At 66.8% G+C, this 25662-nt stretch carries 23 protein-coding genes; 7 read left to right on the forward strand and 16 right to left on the reverse strand.

What is annotated here, in order from left to right; translation table 11 throughout:
- Positions 1-79: 79 nt before the first annotated feature.
- Positions 80-2137: a M3 family metallopeptidase gene (locus tag RBB46_RS03720; protein WP_306027539.1), complete on the forward strand. Its 2058-nt coding sequence runs from the start codon at positions 80-82 to the stop codon at positions 2135-2137.
- Positions 2138-2212: 75 nt separating this feature from the next.
- Here RBB46_RS03720 and RBB46_RS03725 read toward each other — a convergent pair whose 3' ends face one another.
- The 10 genes from RBB46_RS03725 to RBB46_RS03770 form a co-directional block, all read right to left on the reverse strand.
- The gene (locus RBB46_RS03725; RefSeq protein WP_306027540.1) at positions 2213-2938 is read right to left on the reverse strand and encodes a carbonic anhydrase; all 726 of its coding nucleotides are present in this window, start codon (positions 2936-2938) and stop codon (positions 2213-2215) included.
- 332 nt (positions 2939-3270) lie between these two features.
- The gene (locus tag RBB46_RS03730; RefSeq protein ID WP_306027541.1) at positions 3271-3855 is read right to left on the reverse strand and encodes a sarcosine oxidase subunit gamma; all 585 of its coding nucleotides are present in this window, start codon (positions 3853-3855) and stop codon (positions 3271-3273) included.
- Positions 3848-6868, reverse strand: a complete 3021-nt coding sequence (locus tag RBB46_RS03735) for a sarcosine oxidase subunit alpha family protein (protein ID WP_306027542.1) — start codon at positions 6866-6868, stop codon at positions 3848-3850. Before RBB46_RS03735 ends, RBB46_RS03730 begins: the two co-directional genes overlap by 8 nt.
- On the reverse strand, positions 6865-7176 hold the full coding sequence (locus tag RBB46_RS03740; RefSeq protein WP_306027543.1) for a sarcosine oxidase subunit delta: 312 nt from the start codon (positions 7174-7176) through the stop codon (positions 6865-6867). Before RBB46_RS03740 ends, RBB46_RS03735 begins: the two co-directional genes overlap by 4 nt.
- A gap of 10 nt (positions 7177-7186) precedes the next feature.
- Positions 7187-7543: a cupin domain-containing protein gene (locus tag RBB46_RS03745; protein ID WP_306027544.1), complete on the reverse strand. Its 357-nt coding sequence runs from the start codon at positions 7541-7543 to the stop codon at positions 7187-7189.
- A gap of 8 nt (positions 7544-7551) precedes the next feature.
- Positions 7552-8805, reverse strand: a complete 1254-nt coding sequence (locus RBB46_RS03750) for a sarcosine oxidase subunit beta family protein (protein ID WP_306027545.1) — start codon at positions 8803-8805, stop codon at positions 7552-7554.
- 165 nt (positions 8806-8970) lie between these two features.
- Positions 8971-9378, reverse strand: a complete 408-nt coding sequence (locus RBB46_RS03755) for a DUF423 domain-containing protein (RefSeq protein WP_306027546.1) — start codon at positions 9376-9378, stop codon at positions 8971-8973.
- A 5-nt stretch (positions 9379-9383) separates the two neighbouring features.
- The gene (locus RBB46_RS03760; protein WP_306027547.1) at positions 9384-10298 is read right to left on the reverse strand and encodes a nitrilase-related carbon-nitrogen hydrolase; all 915 of its coding nucleotides are present in this window, start codon (positions 10296-10298) and stop codon (positions 9384-9386) included.
- Positions 10299-10402: 104 nt separating this feature from the next.
- Positions 10403-10606, reverse strand: coding sequence for a hypothetical protein (locus tag RBB46_RS03765; RefSeq protein WP_306027548.1), 204 nt, complete (start codon positions 10604-10606; stop codon positions 10403-10405).
- A 117-nt stretch (positions 10607-10723) separates the two neighbouring features.
- On the reverse strand, positions 10724-11521 hold the full coding sequence (locus RBB46_RS03770) for a GntR family transcriptional regulator (RefSeq protein WP_306027720.1): 798 nt from the start codon (positions 11519-11521) through the stop codon (positions 10724-10726).
- 224 nt (positions 11522-11745) lie between these two features.
- Here RBB46_RS03770 and RBB46_RS03775 point away from each other — a divergent pair, with 224 nt between their 5' ends.
- From RBB46_RS03775 to RBB46_RS03790, 4 genes are read left to right on the forward strand one after another with little or no spacing between them, the layout of a single operon-like run.
- A complete protein-coding gene (locus tag RBB46_RS03775) occupies positions 11746-12993 on the forward strand; it encodes an extracellular solute-binding protein (RefSeq protein ID WP_306027549.1) in 1248 nt (415 codons plus the stop codon).
- A 26-nt stretch (positions 12994-13019) separates the two neighbouring features.
- A complete protein-coding gene (locus RBB46_RS03780) occupies positions 13020-13922 on the forward strand; it encodes a carbohydrate ABC transporter permease (protein ID WP_306027550.1) in 903 nt (300 codons plus the stop codon).
- Positions 13912-14748 carry a carbohydrate ABC transporter permease gene (locus RBB46_RS03785; RefSeq protein WP_306027551.1) on the forward strand — a complete coding sequence of 279 codons (837 nt, stop codon included), beginning with the start codon at positions 13912-13914 and terminating at the stop codon, positions 14746-14748. The genes RBB46_RS03780 and RBB46_RS03785 overlap by 11 nt, the downstream gene beginning before the upstream one ends.
- Positions 14745-15644 carry a carbohydrate kinase family protein gene (locus RBB46_RS03790; RefSeq protein ID WP_306027552.1) on the forward strand — a complete coding sequence of 300 codons (900 nt, stop codon included), beginning with the start codon at positions 14745-14747 and terminating at the stop codon, positions 15642-15644. The genes RBB46_RS03785 and RBB46_RS03790 overlap by 4 nt, the downstream gene beginning before the upstream one ends.
- A 24-nt stretch (positions 15645-15668) precedes the next feature.
- On the opposite strand, the gene recJ is transcribed toward RBB46_RS03790, so the two are convergent.
- From recJ to RBB46_RS03815, 5 genes are all read right to left on the reverse strand, one after another.
- Positions 15669-17498, reverse strand: a complete 1830-nt coding sequence (gene recJ, locus RBB46_RS03795) for a single-stranded-DNA-specific exonuclease RecJ (protein WP_306027553.1) — start codon at positions 17496-17498, stop codon at positions 15669-15671.
- A gap of 25 nt (positions 17499-17523) precedes the next feature.
- Positions 17524-18519, reverse strand: coding sequence for a class II fructose-bisphosphatase (glpX, locus tag RBB46_RS03800; protein ID WP_306027554.1), 996 nt, complete (start codon positions 18517-18519; stop codon positions 17524-17526).
- 32 nt (positions 18520-18551) lie between these two features.
- Positions 18552-19874: a homoserine dehydrogenase gene (locus RBB46_RS03805; RefSeq protein ID WP_306027555.1), complete on the reverse strand. Its 1323-nt coding sequence runs from the start codon at positions 19872-19874 to the stop codon at positions 18552-18554.
- 51 nt (positions 19875-19925) lie between these two features.
- On the reverse strand, positions 19926-21143 hold the full coding sequence (locus RBB46_RS03810; RefSeq protein WP_306027556.1) for an LL-diaminopimelate aminotransferase: 1218 nt from the start codon (positions 21141-21143) through the stop codon (positions 19926-19928).
- 256 nt (positions 21144-21399) lie between these two features.
- Positions 21400-21897 (reverse strand): hypothetical protein, encoded by a 498-nt coding sequence (locus RBB46_RS03815; protein WP_306027557.1) that lies wholly within the window; start codon positions 21895-21897, stop codon positions 21400-21402.
- A 222-nt stretch (positions 21898-22119) separates the two neighbouring features.
- On the opposite strand from RBB46_RS03815, the gene RBB46_RS03820 reads away from it, so the two are divergent.
- Both RBB46_RS03820 and RBB46_RS03825 read left to right on the forward strand, forming a co-directional pair.
- Positions 22120-23925, forward strand: a complete 1806-nt coding sequence (locus tag RBB46_RS03820) for an alpha/beta hydrolase (RefSeq protein WP_306027558.1) — start codon at positions 22120-22122, stop codon at positions 23923-23925.
- A 316-nt stretch (positions 23926-24241) separates the two neighbouring features.
- Positions 24242-24856: a DUF6653 family protein gene (locus RBB46_RS03825; RefSeq protein ID WP_306027559.1), complete on the forward strand. Its 615-nt coding sequence runs from the start codon at positions 24242-24244 to the stop codon at positions 24854-24856.
- A 9-nt stretch (positions 24857-24865) separates the two neighbouring features.
- On the opposite strand, the gene RBB46_RS03830 is transcribed toward RBB46_RS03825, so the two are convergent.
- On the reverse strand, positions 24866-25639 hold the full coding sequence (locus RBB46_RS03830) for a sterol desaturase family protein (protein ID WP_306027560.1): 774 nt from the start codon (positions 25637-25639) through the stop codon (positions 24866-24868).
- Positions 25640-25662 lie beyond the last annotated feature (23 nt).

A 25662-nucleotide genomic window follows, 5' to 3' on the forward strand; every position in this document is an offset into this window, starting at 1 on the left:
AGGACCCGCGCGGTCCCATATTCGGCATCGACATGGCCGGCGCCTCCCGCCGGCCGGCACCGCCTGAAGGACATTTCCCATGACCGACGCCGTCGTCGCCGACCGCAACCCGCTGCTTGCCGAGTGGAGCGCACCGTTCGGACTGCCGCCGTTTGCCGATATCGAGACCTGGCACTATGAACCCGCCTTCGACGAGGCGCTGGCGCTGGCGCGGCAGGCCGTGGACGCGATCGCGGCGAACCCGGACGCACCGAGCTTTGCCAACACGATCGAGGCGATGGAACTGTCCGGCGCCGAACTGACACGCGTCGCCTCCGTCTTCTTCAATCTCTCCGGCTCGCACACGTCCCAGGAATTGCAGCGGATCGAAAGGGAGATGGCGCCAAGACTTGCCCGCCATTCCAGCGAGACGCTGCTCAACCAGGCGCTTCATGCCCGCATCGCAGCCCTGTGGGAGACGCGCGACGACCTCGACCTCGATGCGGAACAGGCGCGGGTGCTGGAACGCTATCACCGCATGTTCACCCGCGCGGGCGCGGGGCTCGACGAGGCGGGCCGCGCCCGAATGGCGGAGATTTCCCAGCGGCTCGCCGTGCTGGGCACGCAGTTCTCGCAGAACGTGCTCGCCGACGAGGCCGGCTACCAGCTGCTGCTGGAGCGCGAGGAGGATCTTGCCGGCCTGCCCGCCTTCCTGCGTCAGGCAGCGGCGGAGGCTGCAAGCGAACGCGGCCATCCGGGCAAGCACGTGATCACCCTGTCGCGATCGCTGATCGAGCCCTTCCTGCAATTCTCGACAAGGCGCGACCTGCGCGAGATCGCCTTCAATGCCTGGAGCGCGCGCGGCGAGGCGGAGGGCGAAACCGACAACCGGGCGGTGATCGCCGAAATCCTCACCCTTCGCGACGAGCGGGCGAAGCTGCTCGGTTTCGACAGTTTCGCCGCCTACAAGCTGGACGACACGATGGCCGGCACGCCGCAGGCGGTGCGCGAGCTGCTGGAGACCGTGTGGAGCCCGGCGGTGGCGCAGGCCCGCAGGGAAGCGGAGGCGCTGCAGCGGCTTGCGGCCGAGCACGGCGAGAACATCGCCATCGCGCCGTGGGACTGGCGTTTCTACGCGGAGAAGCTGCGGAGCCGCGACCATGCGCTGGACGAGGCGGAGCTGAAGCCGTACTTCCAGCTCGAGAACATCATCCAGGCCGCGTTCCACACGGCCGGGCGGCTGTTCGGCCTGAGTTTCCGTGAGGTGGAAGGGCTGAAACTCTACCATCCGGATGTGCGCGCCTTCGAGGTTCTGGACGCGGACGGCGCCCATGTCGGCCTCTTCCTGGGCGACTATTTCAACCGCTCGACCAAGCGCAGCGGCGCCTGGATGAGCGCCTTCCGTCGGCAGGAGAAGCTGGCGGGCAACATTCGCCCGATCATCGTCAACGTGATGAACTTCGCCAAGGCGCCGAAGGGCGAACCGGCGCTGCTGACCTTCGACGACGCGCGCACGCTGTTCCACGAGTTCGGCCATGCGCTGCACGGGCTCCTGTCGGACGTCACCTATCCGATGATCTCCGGCACGTCGGTGTCGCGCGACTTCGTCGAACTGCCCTCGCAGCTCTACGAGCACTGGCTGTCGGAACCGGAAATCCTGACGCGCTTCGCCCTGCACGTGGAGACCGGCGAACCGATGCCGGCCGAGTTGATGGAACGGGTGCTGGCGGCGCGCAACTTCAACCAGGGCTTCGCCACGGTCGAATATCTTGCCTCGGCGCTCTTCGATCTCGACGTGCACACGCGCGACGCGGGCGGCGCGACCGACGTGGCGGCGCTGGAGCGCGAGACGCTGACCCGCATCGGCATGCCGGCGGAAATCACCATGCGCCACCGGCCGACCCATTTCGCCCATGTGTTTTCCGGCGACGGCTATTCGGCCGGCTATTACAGCTACATGTGGTCGGAAGTGATGGATGCCGATGCCTTCACCGCCTTCGAGGAGACGGGCGACATCTTCAACGCGGAACTTGCCCGGCGGTTGCGCGAGGCGATCTATTCCGCCGGTGGCCGGCAGGACCCGAAGGAGGCCTATGTCGCCTTTCGCGGCGCCCTGCCCGATGCCGGGCCGCTGCTGAAGAAGCGCGGCTTCGCGTGAGCTGATCGCACCGCAAGCCCTCCGGCTGCGGGCGACACCTTGCGGCGGCGCGAGACCCGCGCCGCCGCATCTTCGTCAGACGAGTTCGACCTTGCCCGTGGCGATGTCGTAGACCGCACCCACGACCCGGACCTTGCCTGCGGCAACCGCCTCGGAAACGATGGGGCCGGCGGCCTTCAGCTTCTCGACATTGTGCAGGACGTTCGCCCGGGTCGCGGCGGCGAGCGGATCGGCCGGCTTTTCGGACAAGGCCGCCTCGACACCGGGCTTCAGCGCCTTCACCAGTTCAGGCAGATGACCGGGCAGTTCAGTGCCGTTCTCCACGACGTTGATCGTGGCGGAAACGGCCCCGCAATTGGTGTGGCCCATCACCACGAGAAGCGGGATGCCAAGAACGGCAACGCCGTATTCAATGCTCGCAAGCCCGCTGACATCCACGAAGTTGCCGGCAACGCGCATGATGAACAGCTCGCCCGGCCCCTGGTCGAAGAGCAGTTCCGGCGCGACGCGCGAGTCGGCGCAGGAGAGGATTCCGGCAAAGGGATATTGCGCACCGGCGCGCGCCGCGCGGCCGGCGGAGAAGTCGCTGTTACAACCGGCGTCGGCGACGTAGCGGGCATTGCCTTCGGTCAGTCGCTGCAACGCCGCATCGGGGCTGATGTCATTTGGAGCCGCCTTCGTCTCCGTTGCCCGGGCGTTCCCGGGCAAGGCAAAGGCACCGGCGAATGCAGTCGAAGCGGCTGCGGCACCAAGGCCGAGCAGGCCGCGCCGCGACACGTCAAAACGATGATCCTCACACATTTTATGAAATTCCTTTTGGGGTCGGCGCGACCAGCCGGATCATCCGGCTGGCGACGTGCGACCATGTCAGTCAATCGGCCGGGACCCGCCACCGCCCGGACGGGGCAATCGCCGAAACCCGCTGCGCCGCCGGACCGATGACGGAGAAAACCGTGATTCCCGCCTGACCGTGCTGCAACCCTTAGCAGCTACCCGAGCGGCGCCAGCCCCGAAACGTGTATCGGCGCCGGTTTCCTGAATTGTTGGTTTCCCGGAAATTATCTTTTCAATGCAATATGCTACACGCTTTTTATGCGGCGCGGTGCGGTGCCGGCGAGCTTCCGCTACGTTCCTCACCCCTCGATGAGGAGCCCCTCGACGTAAGGGGCGAAGCTGCGCCAGACCTCGATCGCGAAGGCCTCGTCACCAAGGCGCCAGAGGGTGATCTCCGCCTTGGTGAAGAGCGTGCGCGTCGCCGTGCCGACCGGGAAGGCTTCCGGCGACAGATCGAGGAAGACATGGGCGTTGAGAAGATCGGCCGCGCCTGCTCCCTCGACCAGCAGCGCGACATTGCGCTCCGACACGTCGACCAGCGAATGGGGCGTGTCGCCGAGCGCAGCCGCGACCTCGCCGGCGAGTTGCCGGGCGAGCATGTCGACCGCCTGCTCCCCGTCCGCTTCCGGGCGGGCCAGCAGCAGCCATTCGTCCGGGCCCTGCCAGAGCGCCGCACGGGCACCGACCGCGTTTGCCGCCAGCGGCGCAACGGGCAGCGCGGCGCCGAAGGCCCCACCGGCCTTGCCGGCAGCGGCCGCATCGCCGCGGAAGACGAAACGGGCAAGCGGGCCGGCGCGGGTCACCTTGATGCCGGGGCGCGCAAGAACCTCGGCGTTGGCCTGATTGTCAGCCAGGGCGGGACGGTAGAGGGCGGTCTCAGACATTGAGCCGGTTTCCTTCCGGATCGACGAAGACGGGCGACACCACCTCGACGGCAATGGCGCCGCCCGGCATCGGCACATGGAGGGTCTCGCCCATGCGGGCGCGGCCATTGGCGATCATCGCCAGCGCGATGGGCCGGCCGGCGGCGGGCGAGACATAGGAGGACGTCACGTGGCCGAGCGCCGGTGTGCGGCGTGCCGGTTCGGCCTCGACCGTCACCTGTGCGCCCTCCTCCAGCAGCGTCGTAGCATCCTTCGTCAGCAGGCCGACCATCTGCTTGCGCCCCTCGGCGACAAGGTCGGGCCGGGCCAGCGAACGCTTGCCGACGAAATCCGGCTTCTTCTTGCCGATCGCCCAGGACATGCCGACATCGTCGGGCGTCACCGTGCCATCGGTCTCCTGACCGACGATGATGTAGCCCTTCTCGGCGCGCAGCACGTGCATCGTCTCGGTGCCGTAGGGACAGCCGCCAAGCCGCTCGACATTGGCGAAGACCGCCTCCCAGACCTGGCGGGCGCGGGAAGGCGGCACGTTGATCTCGTAGCCCGCCTCGCCGGTGAAGCTCATGCGGAACAGCCGGCAGGGAATGCCGCCCATGACATGGCCTTCGCGCACCGACATATGCGGCATGGCGTCGGTCGACAGGTCGATGTCGTCGACAAGCGGGGCGATCGCCTCGCGCGCCTTCGGCCCCTGCACGGCGACCACCGCCCATTGCTCGGTTGTCGAGGTGAGCCAGACCTCCAGGTCCGGCCACTCTGTCTGGAGATAGTCCTCCATGAGGGCCAGGACGCGCGGCGCGCCGCCGGTCGTCGTCGTCACGTGGAAGCGGTCCTCGGCGAGGCGTCCGACGACGCCGTCATCGATGATGAAGCCGGCCTCGTTGAGCATCAACCCGTAGCGCAGGCGACCGACGCCCAGCTTCTTCCAGGGATTGGTGTAGATGCGCTCGAGGAACTCGGCCGCGTCCGGGCCCACCACCTCGATCTTGCCAAGCGTCGTGGCGTCGAAGATGCCGACGCTTTCGCGCACGATGCGGCATTCGCGCTCCACCGCCTTGTGCATGTCCTCGCCGGGTCCCGGGAAGTACCAGGCGCGTTTCCACAGCGCGACATCCTCGAAGGCAGCGCCCTTTTCCGCCGCCCAGGGATGGATCGGCGTGCGCCGCACCGGATCGAAGAGATCGCCGCGCGAGGTCGCCGCCAGGGTGCCGAAAGTGACCGGCGTGTAGGGCTGGCGGAACGTGGTGAGACCGACCTGCGGGATCTGGTTGTCGAGCGCGCTGGAGGCGATGGAGAGCGCATTCATGTTGGACAGGCGCCCCTGGTCGGTCGCCATGCCGGTGGTCGTGTAGCGCTTGATGTGCTCGATGGAATGCATGCCCTCGCGCACGGCAAGCTTGACGTCCTTGGCGGTGACGTCGTTCTGGAAATCGACGAAGGCGCGCACCCGGGCGGCATTTCGGTCATGCGGGACCGTGCCGAGCCACCAGCCGGAGCCCGCCTCGCCGCCCGTCGCGGGAAAGTCGGGCACCGGCGCGGGCGTGCCCGTCGCCGCTTCCACGGCCTGCGCCCCGGCTGCCGCGCCGTCGGCCAGCACCGCCGCGAGACCGTCCACGCCCCGGCAGCTGCCGGCGGAACGCTGCGCCTGAACCGGATCGCCGGGCAGGAAGGCGCCCTTCTCCGGCTGCCAGTCGAGCTTGCCGCGCGCCTGCGAGTGTAGACTGACATTCGGCGTCCAGCCGCCCGACATCAGCAGGCAGTCGCAGGAAATCTCGCCGGCGGCGACGACGCCGGATGCCTTGCGCCGACCGATGAGAACACCCTTGACCCGCTTCTTGCCAAGCACGCCGGTGACAACGCAATCCGTCTCGATGCGGATGCCCGCTTCGCGCGCACGGGCCACCAGAGCCGCGCCCGGATCGGGCCGCATGTCGATGATCGCGGCAACCTTGCCGCCGGCCTCCGCAATGTCCAAGGCGGCGACCCAGGCGCTGTCGCAGGCGGTGGCGACGACGATCTCCTCGCCCGGCAGGACGCCGAAGCGGCCGGCATAAATGCGCGCCGCCTCGGCCATCATCACGCCGGGGCGGTCGTTTTCCGGGAAGACCAGCGGCCGCTCGATGGCGCCAGTGGCGATCACCACCTGGCGGGCACGGACCTGCCACAACCGCTCGCGCGGCAGCGAGGGGTCGGGGGCTGCGAGGTGGTCGGTGACGCGCTCGGCGAGCGCGACGAAATTCTGGTTGAAATAGCCGAAGACCGTGGTGCGCGGCAGGATCGTGACGCGCGCGTTGCCGGCAAGCTCGGCAACGGCCGAGGCCACCCAGTCCGTTGCCGGCTTGCTGTCGACCGTGGCGCCCGTCTCATGCAGCAGCGAGCCGCCGAATTCGCCCTGCTCGTCGGCGATGATCACGCGTCCTCCGGCACGCGCCGCCGCAAGCGCTGCTGCAAGACCGGCGGGGCCGCCGCCGGCGACAAGCACGTCGCAGTGGGCGTAGCGGTTGGCATAACGGTCGGGGTCGGGTGCCGTCGGAGCCTTGCCGAGGCCGGCGGCGGAGCGGATGAACGGCTCGTAGACGCTGTTCCAGAAGCTCTTCGGCCACATGAACGTCTTGTAGTAGAAGCCGGCGACGAAGATCGGGGCGAGCCGGTCGTTGACCGCGCAGATGTCGAAGGCAAGCGAGGGCCAGCGGTTCTGGCTGACAACGACCATCCCCTCGTGGATCTCGACCTGGGTGGCGCGCAGGTTCGGCACGCTCTGGCCCGCAGCGGCAGCGGCGGCGGACTTCGCCACGCCGACGAGCGCGTTCGGCTCCTCCGAGCCGGCGGTCAGGATGCCGCGCGGACGGTGATACTTGAACGACCGGCCGACCAGATGGATGCCGTTGGCAAGCAGCGCCGAGGCCAGGGTGTCGCCGGCAAATCCCTGCAGGGTGCGGCCGTCGAAGGTGAAGGTGACGGGCACCGAGCGGTCGATGCGCCCGGTGGCGGGGGTGCGATGAGGCTGGCTCATTTGCCGCCCTCCATGCCGGTCGACGCGGCGTCAAGGTCCGGGCGCGGCTCGCCCGTCCTGTAGACCGCGAGGAAGCGGTCGCTGACGGTGTCGCGCAGCGCGTTGAAGAAGCGGCCGCAGCCGTGCACATGGCGCCAGCGCTCGGCCGTCACGCCCTTCGGGTTGCTGCGCATGTAAAGGAAGTCGGCCCATTGATGGTCATCGAGCGCCGAAGGGTCGGCGGGGCGCGCGATATGCGCCTCGCCGCCGTGGCGAAACTCGATCTCGGGGCGGTCGACGCCGCAGCAGGGGCAGTGGATCAGAAGCATCGGCCCTGTCCTAGATCTCGGTCTTCTGCGCGGCGGTCTCCGGATCGCCGGTATTGGGCGTGCCGGAGGGCTCGATCAGCAAAACATGGGTTTCGGTCTCGGCGACGGGGCAATGCTCGACGCCCTTGGGAACGACGTAGATCTCGCCAGGGCCCAGGGTCACATCGCCATCGCGCATGCGTATGGTCAGCCGGCCGGACAGGACCTGGAAGAAGTCGTCCGTGTCGGGATGCGAATGCCAGGTGAACTCGCCCTTGACCTTGACCACCATCAGGTCGTGGCCGTTGAACGAGCCGACGACCTTGGGCGACCAGTGCTCGGAGAACAGAGAGAGCTTTTCGGCAAGATTGACGGGCTGGCGGGACATGTGCGGCCTCAATGGGCGACGGCGGCGGCCGCCGCCTCGTCGATGAGCCGGCCGGTACGGAACCGGTCCAGCGTGAACGGCGCATTGATCGGATGCGGCTCGCCATGCGCGATGGTGTGGGCGAAGACATGCCCCGACCCCGGCGTTGCCTTGAAGCCGCCCGTTCCCCAGCCGCAATTGACGAAGAGGCCGGGCACCGGGGTCTTGCCGATGATCGGCGAGCGGTCGGGCGTCACGTCGACGATGCCGCCCCAGTTGCGCAGCATGCGCATGCGGCGGAACATCGGAAACAGTTCGCAGATGGCATCGACGGTGTGGGTGGTGATCTGCAAGCCGCCGGTCTGACTGTAGGAAACGTACTGATCGGTGCCCGCGCCGATCACCAGTTCGCCCTTGTCGGACTGGGAAAGATAGGCATGCACCGTGTTCGACATGACGACGCAGGGGAAGCACGGCTTCACCGGCTCGGAGACGAGCGCCTGCAGCGGGTTCGATTCCAGCGGCATGCGCACGCCCGCCATCTCCATGACGACCGAGGAGTGGCCGGCGGCAACGACGCCGACCTTCTTCGCTCCGATGAAGCCGCGCGAGGTCTCGACGCCGGCCACCGACCCGTCGGCATGGCGGCGGATGCCGGTGACGGCGCAGTTCTGGATGATGTCGACGCCGCGCCTGTCGGCACCGCGCGCATAGCCCCATGCGACCGCGTCGTGGCGGGCGACACCGCCCTTGCGCTGCAGCGCCGCGCCCATCACCGGATAGCGGATGTTCCTGCCGATGTTGAGCGGCGGGCAGAATTCCTTCGCCTCCTCCGCGCTCAGCCATTCGTTCTGGACGCCGGCGAGCCGGTTGGCGTGAACGTGACGCTTGAACACCTGCACGTCATGCACCGTATGGGCGAGCATCATCACGCCGCGCGCCGAATACATGACGTTGTAGTTCAGCTCCTGGGACAGGTCCTGCCACAGGTCCATGGCATGGTCGTAGAGCGCCTCGCTCTCCTCCCACAGATAGTTGGACCGCACGATGGTGGTGTTGCGGCCCGTGTTGCCGCCGCCGAGCCAACCCTTCTCCAGAACAGCGACATTGGTGATGCCGTGCTGGCTGGCAAGGTAATAGGCCGTCGCCAGCCCGTGACCGCCGGCGCCGACGATGACAACGTCATATTCGGGCTTCGGATCGGGCTTGCGCCACTGGTGGCCCCAGTCCTGATGGGCGTTGAGTGCCTTCAACGCCAGATCCCAGAAGGAAAAACGGGTCATGCGAGCCTCGATCAAGACGGCGCCGGCAACAAGACAGGCGATCAGCGTGTCCTGTTGTTGTGCAGCCGATAAAGCGGCACGGCTTGTACAAAACCGACATCGGGACTAGCCATTGCGTCGCCGGCCGAGAGAGCTCCGCGACGCGGTGGCGCAGGCGGCGACCTTTCAGGCGGGGCGGGCGGCGATCCGCATCACGCCGGCGAGGAGAATGGCGAGCCAGCCGCTCATCAAAAGCGTGCCGCCGAGCGGCGCGGCAAAGGCGAAGAGCCGGTGGCCAAGCCAGGCCCGGGCACACAGGTCCCCGCAGAAAAGCAGAAGGCCGAGCGCGAGCGCCGCCGCGCCGAGCGCCAGCACCCGACGCACCGCGCCACCCCTGCCCCACGCCGGCACAAGAAGCGCCAGGGCCAGGAACGCGGGGGCATGAAAGAGCAGCATGCGCGCGGCCGGATCCAGAAGGTTCGCCGCAGCACTGTGGGCCGCCGCCGCCGAGAGCGCGACGCCGGCAAGTCCGGAAAGGCCGGCGGCCAAGAGGCAGGCGCCATTCGGCGCGGGAACGGGCCTATCGCCAGACATGACACTCACTCCCCGACCAGCGTGACATGTTGGGCCGACCAGTTGCCCGGCCACACCTCGGCACCGCCCGCGCGCAGCGCCCGCACCGCCGCCACAGGCACATCGGCAACCAGGAAAGGCTCCTCGCCCTTCGTCCCGTCCACGGGCGCGATTTCACCGGCGACACCGTGATAGCCGAGCGAAGGCTCGCAGGGGACATAGAGGGCGGCTCCGGAGACATTCGTGTCGTTCTGGGTGGTTCCGGGCGCGGCACCGACCACACCGCAGACCGCGACCGAGCACATCAGTTCGATGGCGCGCGCCCTGGCGCAGCCGAAAACGCGGTGATAGCCGGCAAGGCTCGAGGTCATCGAGGGCACGATGAGCAGGTCCGGCGCATCACGGGCGATGAGGCAGGACAGCGCCGGCATCTCGATATCGAGGCAGATCAGCATCATCACCGACAGGCCGGCGAATTCGAAGTGCACGGCCCTGTCGCCCGGCGTCAGCAGCCAGCTGTCGCGGTCGAGCTCGAACGGGGTGAGCGCGAGCTTGTCGTGGACGATATCCCGTCCGTCGGAGAGAAGCGCAATCGCCCGGTTGAGATGGCCGCCCGCCCCGTCGGGCCAGGGCACGGAGCCGGCAACAAGCGACACGCCGTGCCGCGCCACCAACGCGCGAAGATCGGGCAGAAGCACTTCGGCCTCGCTCGCCATGAATGCGAGTTCCGACGTGGGTTCAAGACCTTCCGGCTTCCACGCGAGAAAGGCTTCGCTGAGATACTCGGGCAGCACCAGAAGCGCTGCGCCTTCCGCCCGGGCCCGGGCAAGGCGGGCATCGATCGCGGCAAGGAAACTGCCCCGCGATGGGCCGCCATTGGCGAGATTGAAGGCGCAAAGCGCGAGGCGGAACGTGTCGGGCAACGAGGCTGGCTGGGTCATGCCGGCGATGCTGACCGCAAGCCGTGCCCGGATCAAGACGACAAAACGCGCAGGCGGGCTGCGCGTCGGTCAATCCTGTTGATGATCGGAACAGACGGGTGCCGTCAGTCCTGCAGGCCGAGCATCTTGGCGGCCATCAGCAGCGACGCCAGAACCAGCCCCGCACGCACCGGCGTGACGGCGGGATCACTGTCCTCGACGCGGGCGGTCACGCCCCTCGCCTGAAGCTGGCGCAAGGCACGCTCCGCATTGTCGGCAGCATTGTCGACATCGGCCATCAAATGACGCAACTGGGCCCGAGGAGACATGATTCCATCCCGCTTCTTCCATCCAGGGACACGTTAGCGCCGGCGAAGTTTCGCCTTCCTTAACGGAGCGGCAATTCCTGCCGATGGGCAAAAGCCGCCATGTTCCGCATTCGCCTATCAGACACGGCGCGGGGCCGGGTCGAGCACGCCGGCGGCAATGTCGGCGGCGCCGCTGGCGAACACCAGCTCGACGGCGAACATCGGCCAGCACCCGGCATTGACCTCGATCACGCGGTTCTCCAGGTCGGTGTTGAAGGAACGCGAGCGCAACAGCGGCGCGCCGACGGAGACCTGAAGCTCGCGCGCCTCGGCCTCGGTCGCGAGATCGGCGAAGATCCGCGTCTCGGCGCGCACATAGCGGGGAATGCCGGCCGCCGCATAGGCATCGAGGATCGAGCCGCCGCGCGCCACGACCGCCTCCATGCCGGCGAAGACATCGATGCGGAATTCCTTGGCGGCGAGATAGACAGGCGTTGCGCCGATGACGATGGCGCTGCGCATCGCGAACACCTCCTCCCCCTCGGCAAGGGAAAAGGCCCGGATCGCGGCGGCAGAGGCAGGCTTGCGCACCAGCGAGAGGATCTTCAACTCGGCCGCGTCGTCGCAGACCGCTTCGTTGAACGCCTCGTGCCGGTGCACGATGTAGCGCACGGTGGGCGCGCGCACGAAGATGCCGACGCCCTTTCGGGCCTGCAGTCGTCCCTCGCGCTGGTGGCGGTCGAGGGCGCGGCGCAGCGTGATCCGGCTGACGCCGAAGAGCGCGGCAAGATCGTCCTCGCCCGGCAGCTTCTCCCCTTCGGCGAGCGTCCCGCTTTCCAATGCGCTTTCGAGACGGTCATAGATCTGTAGCCAGATCGGACGGTCGCTCCGGTCGCCATAGGCTTCCGAGGCAAGCCGCCTCAATTCCTCGATCACAGCCAAGGCTCTGGTCCCTCTCACATCTGCCCGCAAGCCGCCTCAGAACTTTTCGGGCGACCCGATTTTTCCTGAAAATCCTTTATGTCACATATAGTTAATAGACAGGCACTGTCACAGATCTTTCGTCGAGCCTTGGTAAAACCGGCAGGTCGCTGCTGTGTATACAGGAAAGAGCGGCACGTCACTCCTGCTCCCCACAGGCTCTCCGAGAGGTTTCCGACATGGCACAATTCACGTCCACGCGCCGCACCTTCCTGGCCGGAACGGCAGGTCTCGCCGCCGCCTCCCTGCTCCCCTTCCGCGCCCTTGCCAGCTCTGACGCGACCGTCACGGTTTCCAGCCCCTGGGGCTCCAACCAGCCGTTCCAGAAGGTCGTCGACGCCTACAACGCCAAGAAGACCGGCGTCAGCGTCATCAACCGCATGGACGGCGATTACCAGGAGATGGCCACCAAGGCGCTCGCCTCGATCGCCTCGGGCCGCCCGCCGGAAATGATGGTCACCGGCTGGAAGTTCGGCTATTTCGCCCGCCGGACCCTTGGCGCACGCGACCTTGCCGAGATCGACGCCGGCAAGGCGGAGGAGATCATCGGCCGGTTCAAGCCGAACGTCCGCCCGCTCGTCACCATCGACGATGCGCTGATCGGCCTGCCCTGGGCGATGTCGACCCCTGTCACCTGGATCAACATGGATCTGTGGCGCGAGGCCGGCCTCGACGAGAACATCCCGCTCGACGTGAGCCACGCCTGGCTGGTGGAGCAGGCGGCGAGGATCGACAAGGCGCTGGGTGGCAGGAACCATCCGACCTATCGCTCGGCCCTCGATCTTTCCAACAATGAGTGGACGTCGCAGGCCTATATCCAGAATGCCGGCGGCTTCATCCTCGACGGCGACAAACTCGTGTGCGACAGCGCCGAGGCGATCGAGGGCATGACCCGTTTCGCCGAGCCGGTGCGCGCCGAACTGTGGACCAACATGGACTACCGCGCCCAGCAGAAGGCCATGTTCGCCGGCAACATCGCCATCGTCACCACCTCCTCCTCCCGCGCGGCGGCCGCAGCCAAGGCAGACATCGAGTTCAAGGACGTGATGTTCCCAAGCATTGAGGGCAACCGCAAGATGAATTCCGGCGGCAACTTCCTGGCCGTCTACGCCCGAGACGAGGAACTCGCCAGGGCGTCGATGGACTTCCTCGCCTTCTGCGCCTCGAGGGAAGGCCAGGAAATCTGGTCCGAGGTCGGGTACCTCAACACCTCCGTGCATGATATTCCGCGCGGACCGTTGCAGGAGGCCGCCATCGCCCAACTGGAAGCCGGCCTGACGCCGGAAACGATCTGGCCGGGCGCACGCGGTCTCGAGGGCCAGGACGTGTGGCGCCAGTGGGTCGCGCGCATCCTGGACGGCGAGGTCCAGCCGGCCGAAGGCCTTGCTCGCGCCAAGGACGACCTGGCGCCTCTCGTCGTCAACTGAGACGGCGCGAGACGAGAAAGCCCATCATGACCCGCGCCCGTGTGCGGACCGCGATGACGATGCTGGCCCCGTATCTGCTGACGGGGCCAGCCATCGTCTTCGTCGCCGTGTTCCTTTACGCCCCGGTGCTGTTTTCCGTCGGCCTGTCCTTCTCCGACTGGAACTTCATCCACCCGGAGGCGCGCTTCGTCGGGCTGGACAATTACGCCCAGGTGCTCGGCGATCCGTATTTCCGGGAGGCGGCCTGGAACACGGCTCTTTATTGCATCGTGTTGATCCCGGCGCAGATCGTCATTCCACTAGCGCTCGCCGCGCTCCTTCTGCGGGTCGGCGAAAGCCGGGCGGGCCGGATCTACAAGCCGCTTCTGTTCCTGCCGACGATCCTCGCCTACTCGACCGCCGGCATCGCATGGCTGTGGCTGTTCGATCCGCTGAACGGTTTTCTCAACACGGTGCTGACGACGCTCGGGCATGCGCCGAGCCGTTGGTACACGGACCCGGACCTGGCGCTGTGGACGGTCGCGATCGTCACCTTCTGGAAGACGTTCGGGCTGAACATGCTGCTGTTCCTCGCTGCCCTGGTCAGCATTCCGAAGGACATCCTGGAGGCCGCGACCATCGACAAGGCGGGGCCTTTCACCCGGTTCCGGACGATCGAGCTGCCGCTGATCTCGCCGACTTTCTTCTTTGTGGCCGTCACCACCAGCTTCGGCGTTCTCGACGACATTGTCGGCGTGATCGACGTGCTGACGGGCGGTGGCCCCTACGGCTCCTCGACCAACATCCTCTACTACATGTTCGAACGGGGGCTGAAATACTTCCAGTTCGGCCAGGCAAGTGCCGCCTCGGTGATCATCATCGTGCTCGTGCTCGCGGTCACCTGGGCGCAGTTCCGCCTGCTGGAGCGAAAGGTCCATTATGAAAGCTGATGCCTTCGCGCGCCGCCAACCGGTGAGCCATGTGCTGCTTGCCGTGGCGACCCTGCTCGCCGTCTTTCCGCTGTTCTGGATGATGACGACGGCCTTCACGCCGAACGAACTGGTGCTCACCAAGGCGTTCCGCTTCTGGCCCGACGAGCCTTCGCTCGCCAATTTCCGCAAGGCCTTTTCCGAGCAACCGGTCGGCGCCTGGCTGGTCAATTCGCTCGTCATCGCCAGCCTCGTCACGCTCGGCAAGCTCGCCATCGCCTTCCCGGCGGGCTTTGCCTTCGCGCATCTGCGCTTTGCGGGGCGCGAGTGGTTGTTTCGCGCCATCATCGCGACCATGGCCTTCCCGGTGGCCATCGGCATCGTCCCGCTTTATGTGGGCGTGTCGCTGACCGGCTGGTACGATACGCGCGCCGGGGTGATCGTCCCCTCGATCGCCTATGTGGGCTTCTACGTCTTCTTCGCCCGCCAGGCCTTCAAGACGCTGCCGCCCGAGATGTTCGAGGCGGCAAGGCTCGACAATGCCGGCCCGTTCCGGCAATTTTTCCAGATCGCGCTGCCCAATGTGCTGCCCGCTGTCGCCTCGCTCGCGGTGGTGAGCTTCATGGGCGCATGGAACATCTATCTGTGGGCCCTGCTTGTGCTCGACTCGCCGGAAAAACGGACGCTCGCCATCGGCCTCAAGGCCTTCACCTCGCTCGATGACGTGGAGCCCTTGTGGGGGCCGATGATGGCGGTCGCCCTGCTCTCGGCCCTGCCCGTGCTCGTGCTCTTCGCCTTCGCGCAGCGCTTCATCATGGCGGCCTTCAGCGGCAAGGTCGGCGCATGAGCCGCATCGCGATCCTCGGCAATCTCGGCGTCGACATCCTCTACCGCGTAGCGCGCCTGCCGCGTCAGCACGAGAAGGTGCAGACCCCCGAGATGACGATCGCGGGCGGCGGCGCGCCGGCCAATGTCGCCCACTGGCTCGCCCGGCTCGGCCATGACGTGAGCTTTCACGCGGTCACGGGAACGGATCCCCTGTCGCGGATGGCGACCGGGTTCCTCTCCGATGCGGGTGTCAATGTCACCGGAATTGCCCACCTTCCGGATGTCGGGCCCTCGGTCGCCTCGATCTTCACCGGCGGCACGAGGAAGGCGATGGTCTGCGGCGGGCCACGCGGGGTCGACGCGCATTGGCGCGCGCTTGCAGCCGGAATCAGCTTTTCAGGTGTCGACCACGTCCATTTCGCACCCTCCCTTCACGCCTTGCTGTTCGAAGGGGGCCGGCGCGCGGATCTCGCGCAGGCAAGCATCTCGACCGATCTCAACGGCAGTGTCAGCCTGGAGCTGCTGCGCGATCCCGACATCGCCTTCACCAACGGGGACGAACTGGACGCTGCCCTGAAAACCACCGGCGCGGCGGATCTGGCGGCGCTGCTCGCCGAGGCCCATGCAGGCGGGACAAGGCGACTGATCGTGACGGAGGGCGACAAGGGCGTCGCCTGCCATCGCGGCGGGGAGACGATCACCGCCCGGCCCGACCCCGTGACGCCGGTCGACCGCACCGGCGGAGGCGATGCCTTCGCCGCCGGATACCTTCACGCGATGCTGGGCGGATGCGGCGAGGCCGCGGCGCTGCGGGCAGGCTTGAGGCTTGCACGAGCCGCGCTGTCGGGCATCGGCAGCCGGCCGCAAACGGACGATGTCGCCAGCGCGCTCACGGAGCTTGCAGGTCCGGCGTGACCAGCCTGCCGGCGTGGCAGGACGTCAATGACGGACCTTGCGCGGATCCGCCACGTCGATGACCCGAAGCTGGACGCGCTCGCGCCCCTGCCAGCTGTCGATCGAGAGCGAACCGGCAACATGCAGCGGCGCGGCGCGACCCTCGAGAATCGCCTGGCCGAGCGGCGTGTCGGCCGCCTTGAAGGCGATGGCCTTGAGCGAGCCGCCGCCGCCATCGCCCAGCGTAAGCCGGACATGGCCCTTGCCGACCACGTCGGCATAGGAAATGCGATGGCTGGGAAAGGCGAAGACCGGCTCGGGGTGACCTGCGCCGAAGGGGCCGGCCTGTTCCAGCGCATGGATGAGCTCGACGCTCGCGGCACTTGCCGTCAGCGCGCCGTCGATCTTGAGCTCCGTCGTGGCGCGGGCCGTCTCGACATCGGCCTTGAGCCTTTCGTCGAGGAAAGCCGCGAGATCGGCGAGCCGCTCGCGGCGCACGGTAAGACCGGCCGCCATGGCGTGGCCGCCGCCCTTTTCCAGGAGCTTTTCCTCGACGGCCTTGCGCACGGCAGCACCGAGATCGACGCCGGGTATCGAGCGGCCCGATCCGGTGCCCTTGCCGTCGACGTCCCAGGCGATGGCGAAGGCCGGACGGCGGTAGCGGTCCTTCAGGCGCGAGGCGACCAGCCCGACGACGCCGGGATGCCAGCCATCCGCACCGGTGAGCAGCACGGCCGGGTCGGATGCCTCGACGGCAACGAGTGCCTGGGCGTCACCCTCCTGCAGCATCTCCGCCTCGATCGCCTGGCGTTCGCCGTTGAGCGCGTCGAGCCGCTCGGCAATGCCGCGCGCCTCGTCCATGTCACTTGTGGTGAGCAGCCGCGCGCCAAGCGCCGCATCGCCGATGCGTCCGCCGGCATTGATGCGCGGGCCGATCATGAAGCCGAGGTGATAGGGCGTCGGCGGGCCGTGGATGCGGGCGACATCGCCAAGGGCCGCAAGGCCGGCATTGGCGCGACCATGCAGCGCCAGCAGTCCCTTGCGCACGAAGGCCCGGTTGAGGCCTTTGAGAGGCACCACGTCGCAGACCGTGCCGACGGCGGCGAGATCCAGAAGCGACAAAAGATCCGGCTCGCGACGCGCCCGGAAGAACCCCCGCCGGCGCAGTTCGCGGTTGAGCGCGACGACAAAGACGAAGGTGACACCGACGGCGGCCAGATGGCCAAGGCCGGAAAGGTCGTCCTGGCGGTTGGGATTGACGAGCGCGGCGGTCGGGGGAAGCTCCTCGCCGACCTGGTGGTGATCGAGCACGACCACGTCCAGCCCGACGACGCGAGCTTCCTGGAAAGCCTCGAAGGACGTGCTGCCGCAGTCGACGCAGACGAGCAGGCCGGCGCCCTCCTCCCGCAGCATACGGATCGCCGGGCCGTTCGGCCCGTAGCCCTCAATGATGCGGTCGGGAATATGGATGCGGCTTTGCGTGCCGAGCGCGGCCAGATAGCGTGACAGCAACGCCGAGGAGGTGGCGCCGTCGACATCGTAGTCGCCGAAGATCGCAACCTGCACGCCCGCCATGACCGCATCGGCGACGCGGGCCGCGCCGGCGTCCATGTCGCGAAGCGTCGAGGGATCGGGCATCAGGTCCTTGATCGTGGGATCCAGGAATCCTGCGGCCGCTTCCAGCGACACATCTCGGGCGGCAAGCACCCTTGCGACGATCTCCGGCAGACCGAGACGCTGCGCGATGGCAAGTGCCGTTGCCCCCTGCTGCGCGGTGAGCCGTTCCCGCCACCCCTTCTCGCCGGCCGAACGCACCACGCCGAGAACGCGGCGACGCGCGTCGTCGGACAGGGCACTCGGGTCGGGTCGGGTCATGCGGTCGCCTTCAGCGCCTCGCGTTTCAGTCGAGGTGGAACTTCTCGAGCTGGGTGTGGCGTGCCTTGATGTAACGGACCGTTCCGGTCGCCGCGCGCATCACCACGGTGTGGGTGGTGATGTCGGTGCGACCGAAGCGCACGCCCTGCAGGAAGTTGCCGTCGGTGACGCCGGTGGCGGCGAAGAGCACATCGCCCTTTGCCATGTCTTCCATCGTGTACTTGCGCTTGATGTCGTCGATGCCCATCCGGTGGGCGCGCTCGACCTGCTCGTCGCGGGTGATGACCAGCCGCCCCTGCATCTGGCCGCCGATGCAGCGCAGCGCCGCGGCCGCCAGAACGCCTTCCGGCGCGCCGCCGATGCCCATGTAGATGTCGATGCCGGTTTCATCGGCATCGGTGGTGTGGATGATGCCGGCGACGTCGCCATCGCCGATCAGACGGACGGAAACGCCGGTGGCGCGCAGTTCCTCGATCAGGCGGGCATGGCGCGGACGGTCGAGAACGCAGGCCGTGATCTCGCCGACGGGAACACCCTTGGCCTTGGCCAGCGCCTCGATGTTCTCCACCGCGGGAGCGTCAAGATCGACGATGCCGGCGGGATAGCCCGGACCGATGGCGATCTTGTCCATGTAGCTGTCGGGTGCGTTGAGCAGCCCGCCCTTCGGCGCCATGGCGATGACGGCGAGCGAGTTCGGCAGGTTCTTGGCGCAGATCGTCGTGCCCTCGAGCGGATCGAGGGCGATGTCCACTGCCGGGCCGTCGCCGGTGCCGACCGTCTCGCCGATATAGAGCATCGGCGCCTCATCGCGCTCGCCCTCGCCGATGGTCACCGTGCCGTCGATCGGCAGGCAGTTGAGCTCGCGGCGCATCGCGTCGACGGCGGCCTGGTCGGCGGCCATCTCGTCGCCACGGCCGCGCAGGCGGGCGGCGGCGACGGCGGCGCGTTCGGTGACGCGGGCCAGTTCCAGGGTCAGAATGCGGTCGAGAGCTTCACTGGGGGCGGTTTCGGTCTTGGACATCGGTTCCTCGAATATGGGACTTTGCTTGCGGCTCAGCCGAGTTTCTCGATCCGGATCATCTGCGGCGTGCCGGCAACGACGTTCTGTTCGGAGATCGTCGCCAGCGCGCGCTTGACCGCGGCCTCTGTGGTTTCATACGTGATCAGGATGACAGGCTGAGGCGCATCGGTATGCGCGCCCGCCTCGCCCGACTTGCGGGTGCGGTCGCGCTGGACGATGGACTCCAGCGAAATTCCCTCTACAGCCATGATCCGGGCAATCTCGGCAAAGGCGCCGGGACGGTCGTAGACGGCAAGGCGGATATAGTAGCCACCCTCGTGCAGGCGCATGCGCGCGGCCCGGTAGGGCGACAGCTCTTCGACGGGACGCCCGAGCGTGGGCACGTGGATGCCACGGGCGATGTCGGAGATGTCGCCGAGAACGGCGGAGGCCGTCGCGTTGCCGCCGGCACCGGGGCCGACCAGCACGACCTCGCCGACCGCGTCTCCGTCGATGGCGACCGCATTGAGCACCCCGTCGATGCGGGCGATGGCCGAGGCACGCGGCACCATGGTCGGGTGGACGCGCTGCTCGATGCCGCTTTCGGTGCGCTGCGCGACGCCGAGCAGCTTGATCCGGTAGCCGAGTTCGCTCGCCGCCTCGATATCGGCGCGGGTGATGGAGGTGATGCCCTCCAGATAGATCGCATCGACGTCGATCTCGCAGCCGAAGGCGAGCGAGGTGAGGATCGCGAGCTTGTGGGCGGTGTCGAAGCCCTCGATGTCGAAGGTCGGGTCCGCCTCGGCATAACCAAGCCGCTGGGCATCCGCGAGGCAGTCGGAAAAGTCGAGGCCGTCCTGCTCCATCCGGGTCAGGATGTAATTGCAGGTGCCGTTGAGAATGCCGTAGATGCGGCTGATGTCGTTGCCGGCCAGCGCTTCGCGCATCGTCTTGACGACCGGGATGCCGCCAGCGGCGGCAGCCTCGAAGGAGAGGCTGACGCCATTCTCCTCGGCAAGACGGGCAAGCGCGACGCCGTGGCGGGCAAGCAGCGCCTTGTTGGCGGTGACCACGTGCTTGCCGGCGGCAAGCGCGGCCCTGACACTGTCCTCAGCCGCGCCGCTGTCGCCGCCGATCAACTCGACGAAAACGTCGATGTCCGGCGAGACGGCCAGGGCCGTAGCGGTGTCGTGCCAGGTGAGTTGCGACAGGTCGATGCCGCGATCGCGCGAGCGGTCGCGCGCGGCGACGCCCGTCACCACGACCTTGCGGCCGCAGCGGGCGGCAAAACTGTCGGACTTCTGCCGCAGCAGGCGAACGAGGGACGCACCAACCGTACCGAGGCCGGCGACGCCGACACGCAAGTCAACTTTCATGAAAATCGCGATCCGTTTGCGGAAGGCCGCGCCGCACGAGGCGGCACGCCCTCAACCCGAGGCTCCGATGGGGATGACGTTGTGCAACTTTTCGTCCGCCGTTTCAAGGAAGCGGCGCAGCCCGCGCGCCGCCTGGCGGATGCGCTGCTCGTTTTCCACCAGGGCGATGCGCACATGGGTGTCGCCATATTCGCCGAAACCAAGGCCCGGCGCGACGGCAACGTCGGCGTGCTCGATCAGGAGCTTGGAGAATTCCAGCGACCCCAGGTGACGGTATTTCTCCGGGATCGGAGCCCAGGCGAACATGGAGGCCTCGGGCGACGGGATCTGCCAGCCGGCACGACCGAAGGAATCGACCAGCGCATCGCGACGCTTGCGGTAGGTCTCGCGGGCCGCGACGATGCAGTCCTCCGGTCCGTTCAGGGCCGCGGCCGCCGCCACCTGGATCGGTGTGAAGGCACCGTAGTCGAGATAGGACTTCACGCGGGCAAGGGCCGCGATCAGCCGCTCGTTGCCAACGGCAAAGCCCATGCGCCAGCCGGGCATGGAGAAGGTCTTGGACAGCGAGGTGAACTCCACCGCGACATCCATGGCGCCGGGCACCTGCAGCACGGAGGGCGGCGGGGTGGAGCCGAAATAGATCTCCGAATAGGCAAGGTCGGACAGCACGAAGATGTCATGCTTCTTGGCGAAGGCGATGACGTCCCGGTAGAACTCGATATCGGCCACGTAGGCGGTCGGGTTGGCCGGGTAGCACAGGATCAGCGCGATCGGCTTGGGCACCGAATGGATCAGAGCGCGTTCCAGCGCATGAAACACTTCCGGCCCCGGTTCGGCCGGAATGGCGCGCAGCACGGCGCCAGCCATCAGGAAGCCGAAGGCGTGGATCGGGTAGCTCGGATTGGGGACCAGCACCACGTCGCCAGGCGCGGAGATCGCCTGCGCCATGTTGGCAAAGCCTTCCTTGGAGCCGAGCGTGGCGACGACCTGGGTGTCCGGGTCGAGCTTCACGCCGAAGCGGCGCTCGTAATAGGCGGCCTGGGCGCGGCGAAGGCCGGGAATGCCCTTGGAGGACGAATAGCGGTGGGTCTTGGGATTCTGGACCGTCTCGGTCAGCTTGTCGACGATGTGCTTCGGTGTCGGCAGGTCGGGATTGCCCATGCCCAGGTCGATGATGTCGGCGCCGCCCGCGCGTGCCTTTGCCTTGAGCCGGTTGACCTGTTCGAACACGTAGGGCGGCAGCCGCCGCGTCTGGTAGAACTCTTCCATGGCTCAATCCTCACCCGCAAAGCGTGGTGTCCGCCCGCGCCGGGGTCGATGCGCGCCTAGCGGACTTCGGCCCACGTCGCAGCGGCGATGCTTGCCCGAGCAGACGTGAACGGCGGCTTCATACCAGCCGCGAAGCCGGCATGCACCGGCAAAAATGGTCGTAGCCGCCAAAATACCGGAGCACCAAACACCAGCGACAAGAATACTGCGCCGGGGCACCGCCGTCCGGGCGAATCCGTCTCCGGCAGCCCCGGTTTCAGTCCGCCGCGTCCGCCTCGATCTCCGAGATGGCGCGCGACCCGTGATTCTCGCGCAACTCGCGCAGCTGGCTGGCCGTCGTGGAGGCCCGCGGCCGGGCTCCCGTGCTGCGCGTCTGGGCAATTCCCTTGAGCCAGTCGCGGGTGGCGTCGGCCTGGTCGCGGGAGAGAAGCACACCCGGTCCGCCGCCCGCCTGGCCAGCGCCCAGCGGTCCGGCTTGGCCGGGAACGGCCGCGACCGCCTCGCCCGTCGGGCCATAGGCCGTCGGCGGGGGCAATGATTGCAGGCTTGTGTCCGGCACGCCGGCCGCCAGATCCGTCGGCGCTCCGGCCGCGGGCTGACGGGCGAGTTCGGCTTGAGAGGCTGGTGCCGTGAGTGTGGCGCGCTGGGCGTGTTCGGGCTCCAGGGCCTCGACCAGAGTGCCGGAAGGCGCGTAGGCGCAACCGGTGACCATCGCGGACGTCAAAAGCAGGATTGCCAGACACCTGTAGCGCATGGATTTTTGAACCTGTCCCGAATTTGCCAAGCTTCCCGGTTTGCAAGCCAGAGGCCACTTGCAAGCCAGAGGCCACCTACGACATTGTAGGTGCATTGTCCAACTTGTCAGTCGCGCGTCATAAAGGGCTATTATGGCGGCAACTGGCCCAAGGTCAAAAGACCGGCACCGGAGCCGGCCGGCAAAGCGCCCCAACGCGGCCCAGCGGAGGACAGATCAAGGATGACTGACGAGAAACACGGCCCCCTGCTCCAGTACATCGTCAAGAATCCCGAAGCCTTCGCACAGAACCTCGCACGGATCGTCGAAAACGCCGGAAAGGCCATGGCGGCCTATGTGGAACCGCGCGAAAAAGGCGAGATAAAGCCGGAACTTGCCGATGAGATGACAGTCATCTTCAAGACGCTGGCGCAGGTCGGCGAGTACTGGATGTCCGACCCGCAGCGCGCAATGGAGGCGCAGACGCGGCTGTGGACGCGCTATGTCGATCTGTGGAACTCCTCGCTGAAGCGGATGATGGGCGAGCAAAGCACGCCGACCGCCGCCCCCGACCCGCGCGACAAGCGCTTCGGCGACCCGGAGTGGAACGAGAACCAGTTCTTCGATTTCGTCAAGCAGCTCTACCTGATCACCTCGCAATGGGCCGAGCAGCTTGTCGTCGAGACCGGCGACCTCGACGAGCACACCCGGCACAAGGCCGATTTCTACGTCAAGCAGATCGCAAACGCGCTATCGCCGTCGAACTTCGTGCTGACCAACCCGGAACTCCTGCGCGAGACGCTGGAGACGAATGGCGAGAACCTGGTGCGCGGCATGAAGTTGCTGGCCGAGGACATCGAGGCGGGCAAGGGCGAGCTCAAGATCCGCCAGTCGGACCCGACCAAGTTCCGGGTCGGTACCAACCTTGCCCTGACGCCGGGCAAGGTGATCGCGCAGAACGACGTGCGCCAGGTGATCCAGTACACGCCGACAACGGAGACCGTACAGAAGCGGCCGCTTCTGATCGTGCCGCCCTGGATCAACAAGTTCTATATCCTGGACCTCAATCCGGAGAAGTCCTTCATCAAGTGGGCCGTCGACCAGGGCCATACCGTCTTCGTCATTTCCTGGGTCAATCCGGACGAGCATCAGGCGAAAAAGGGCTTCGAGCACTACATGCGCGAAGGCATCCTGGAGACGCTCGACGTGATCAAGAAGGCCACGCGGACCGAGGAAGTCAACGCGATCGGCTATTGCGTCGGCGGCACGCTGCTCGGCGTCACGCTCGCCTACATGGCGGCGACCGGCGATACGCGGATCGCCAGCGCCACCTTCTTCACGACACAGGTCGATTTCACTTATGCAGGCGACCTGAAAGTGTTCGTCGACGAGGAGCAGATCCAGGCGGTGGAACGGCGGATGGGCGAGAAGGGCTATCTCGACGGGTCGAAGATGGCCTCCGCCTTCAACCTGCTGCGCTCCAACGACCTGATCTGGCCCTATGTCGTCAACAATTACCTGAAGGGCCGCGAACCCTTCCCCTTCGACCTGCTCTACTGGAATTCGGACTCCACCCGCATGCCGGCGGCCAATCATTCGTTCTACCTGCGAAACTGCTACCTGGAGAACCGGTTGACCAAGGGCGAGATGGAGATCGGCGGCAAGCGGCTCGACCTTAGCAAGGTGAAGATCCCGATCTACAATCTTGCAACGCGCGAGGACCATATCGCACCACCGCAATCGGTGTTTCTGGGCTCGCAGTTCTTCGGCGGCCCCGTCGACTACGTCCTGTCCGGATCAGGCCATATCGCCGGCGTCGTCAATCCACCGGCCCGCAACAAGTATCAGTACTGGACAGGCCCGCGCCCCAAGGGCGCCTACGAGGACTGGGTGGCAAAGGCGAAGGAGCATCCCGGTTCCTGGTGGCCGCACTGGGACGCCTGGATTCGCGATCTCGATGGCGAGACCGTGAAGGCCCGCAAGCCGGGCGCCTACCGGATGAAGATCCTGGAAGATGCCCCCGGCAGCTTCGTCAAGGCAGCTTCGTAAAGCCCCGTCCTGACGTCAAGGAAGGTTTTTGCCGCTGGCGCGAACGGCGCGCGCGGATATGGCGTCGGCGAACGAGTTGCGATAAGCTTCCCGCCGGAGGAAGGACGCAACCAGGGGCGGCAGTCGTTTCAGGCGACTGGATCTGTGTGCTCGCCGAGGCAGGGCGGGCGCGACAGAGGGACAGGCTGTTCTCGACAGCGTGTCCGGCCGGCTTTGATGTCCCTGCCCTCCCGTACGAAACACCCGCGAGGGACCCTTTCAGAACGCCAGTGCACGGAGCATTGCGCAGTCGAAGGGGCGGGCAAGCGACAAGACGATGCAGCAGTTGGCAAGGATCAAGGAACCGAGCAAGCACTACGCCGCCTACAGGCCGATGAATGCCGGCCGGCTGCGCATGCTTGGAATGGACCAGGATATCTGGCATCGCCATGCGAGCGGCTGGAGCGTTTGGACGCGCTTCGCAACGCTTCCGGTGCTGTTCCTGTCGATCTGGTCGCATGCCTGGTTCGGATGGCCGCTAGCCGGCCTGCTGATCGCCACCGTCTGCCTGTGGCTGTGGTTCAATCCGAGGATCTTTCCTCCGCCGCGGCGGTTTGACACCTGGCACGCCCGGGCAACCTTCGGCGAGAGGGTCTGGCTCAACCGCGGTATCGTTCCCATTCCAGCCGATGACAACCGCCGCGCGGTCCTGCTCTCGCTGCTGACGGCCGCCGGCTTCCTGCTCGGTATGTGGGGGGCGGTCTCGACCCACCTGACCGCCGTGCTGATCGGAACGGTACTGACCTATGCCGGCAAGATCGCCTTCCTGCATGGCATGGTCTCCCTCTACGACCAGATGCGCGATGCCCACCCTGTCTACCGCTCCTGGACAACCGTTCCCGACAATGACAACACGGGCCAGACCCCAAAGCATCACAAGACGGCGTCCTAGTCCGGGTCCTCAGCTTTCCGAGGATTTGCCCCCGTTCCTTGCCCGCCCGGTGGTCTCGAAGCGGCGCACTTCCGCATCATATTCAGGATGCAGCGTGCCGCCGACCCGATCCCAGAACGAGAAGAAATTGGCGTAGTTGTAGCGAAAGCGCGAATGGTGCTGGTCGTGGAAGGTGACGCACACCATCGGCGAGGGCATGCGCGACAGGCGCGAGGCGTAGAACTCGAACCCCGAGTGACCGATCGTGCCGTTGAAGTGATCCAACAGCCGGTGCAGGATCAGGATCTCCACCGGAATGGGCAGGATGAACACGGCCCACAGATAATAGCTCTGCATCACAAAGGCATCGACAAGGTCGTCGCTATAGGTGCTCCACACGGTGGGCGCGACCGACCGGTGGTGCTTGGCGTGGAACCGGTAGAGCCAGGGCGTGTGCATCAGCCGGTGGCCCCAGTAGAACCAAGCGTCGAAGGCGATCATCGATACGAGGAGCATCAGCGCCGCCGACCACCAAGTCAACGGCAGCGGCTCGACGAACGTCAAGCCCTTCACCGAAGCGAAGACGCCGGCGGCGATGCACCCCGCCGTAACCGTCAACGACAGGAGGCTCTGGCGAATCTCGCGCCACATCCGCGTCTCGCCGCGGCGCCCCTGCTGGATGCGCCGCTCCGGATGGCGCGACTGAAGCGCGACCAGCGCAAGGTTGGTTGCGAAATACAGAAAAACATTGATGCCGTAGGCGGCCGCGTAGAACAGCAGGAAGTCCAGCACGGCAGTGGCCATAACCCAAGTAACCCCGGCACTTT

Source organism: Stappia sp. MMSF_3263 (genome assembly GCF_030733745.1).
Lineage (GTDB): Bacteria > Pseudomonadota > Alphaproteobacteria > Rhizobiales > Stappiaceae > Stappia.

Coding starts and splice junctions, on each gene's coding strand:
- RBB46_RS03720 (WP_306027539.1), top strand. CDS start 80: ATGACCGACGCCGTCGTCGCCGACCGCAACCCGCTGCTTGCCGAGTGG.
- RBB46_RS03725 (WP_306027540.1), bottom strand. CDS start 2,938: ATGTGTGAGGATCATCGTTTTGACGTGTCGCGGCGCGGCCTGCTCGGC.
- RBB46_RS03730 (WP_306027541.1), bottom strand. CDS start 3,855: ATGTCTGAGACCGCCCTCTACCGTCCCGCCCTGGCTGACAATCAGGCC.
- RBB46_RS03735 (WP_306027542.1), bottom strand. CDS start 6,868: ATGAGCCAGCCTCATCGCACCCCCGCCACCGGGCGCATCGACCGCTCG.
- RBB46_RS03740 (WP_306027543.1), bottom strand. CDS start 7,176: ATGCTTCTGATCCACTGCCCCTGCTGCGGCGTCGACCGCCCCGAGATC.
- RBB46_RS03745 (WP_306027544.1), bottom strand. CDS start 7,543: ATGTCCCGCCAGCCCGTCAATCTTGCCGAAAAGCTCTCTCTGTTCTCC.
- RBB46_RS03750 (WP_306027545.1), bottom strand. CDS start 8,805: ATGACCCGTTTTTCCTTCTGGGATCTGGCGTTGAAGGCACTCAACGCC.
- RBB46_RS03755 (WP_306027546.1), bottom strand. CDS start 9,378: ATGTCTGGCGATAGGCCCGTTCCCGCGCCGAATGGCGCCTGCCTCTTG.
- RBB46_RS03760 (WP_306027547.1), bottom strand. CDS start 10,298: ATGACCCAGCCAGCCTCGTTGCCCGACACGTTCCGCCTCGCGCTTTGC.
- RBB46_RS03765 (WP_306027548.1), bottom strand. CDS start 10,606: ATGTCTCCTCGGGCCCAGTTGCGTCATTTGATGGCCGATGTCGACAAT.
- RBB46_RS03775 (WP_306027549.1), top strand. CDS start 11,746: ATGGCACAATTCACGTCCACGCGCCGCACCTTCCTGGCCGGAACGGCA.
- RBB46_RS03780 (WP_306027550.1), top strand. CDS start 13,020: ATGACCCGCGCCCGTGTGCGGACCGCGATGACGATGCTGGCCCCGTAT.
- RBB46_RS03785 (WP_306027551.1), top strand. CDS start 13,912: ATGAAAGCTGATGCCTTCGCGCGCCGCCAACCGGTGAGCCATGTGCTG.
- RBB46_RS03790 (WP_306027552.1), top strand. CDS start 14,745: ATGAGCCGCATCGCGATCCTCGGCAATCTCGGCGTCGACATCCTCTAC.
- recJ (WP_306027553.1), bottom strand. CDS start 17,498: ATGACCCGACCCGACCCGAGTGCCCTGTCCGACGACGCGCGTCGCCGC.
- glpX (WP_306027554.1), bottom strand. CDS start 18,519: ATGTCCAAGACCGAAACCGCCCCCAGTGAAGCTCTCGACCGCATTCTG.
- RBB46_RS03805 (WP_306027555.1), bottom strand. CDS start 19,874: ATGAAAGTTGACTTGCGTGTCGGCGTCGCCGGCCTCGGTACGGTTGGT.
- RBB46_RS03810 (WP_306027556.1), bottom strand. CDS start 21,143: ATGGAAGAGTTCTACCAGACGCGGCGGCTGCCGCCCTACGTGTTCGAA.
- RBB46_RS03815 (WP_306027557.1), bottom strand. CDS start 21,897: ATGCGCTACAGGTGTCTGGCAATCCTGCTTTTGACGTCCGCGATGGTC.
- RBB46_RS03820 (WP_306027558.1), top strand. CDS start 22,120: ATGACTGACGAGAAACACGGCCCCCTGCTCCAGTACATCGTCAAGAAT.
- RBB46_RS03825 (WP_306027559.1), top strand. CDS start 24,242: ATGCAGCAGTTGGCAAGGATCAAGGAACCGAGCAAGCACTACGCCGCC.
- RBB46_RS03830 (WP_306027560.1), bottom strand. CDS start 25,639: ATGGCCACTGCCGTGCTGGACTTCCTGCTGTTCTACGCGGCCGCCTAC.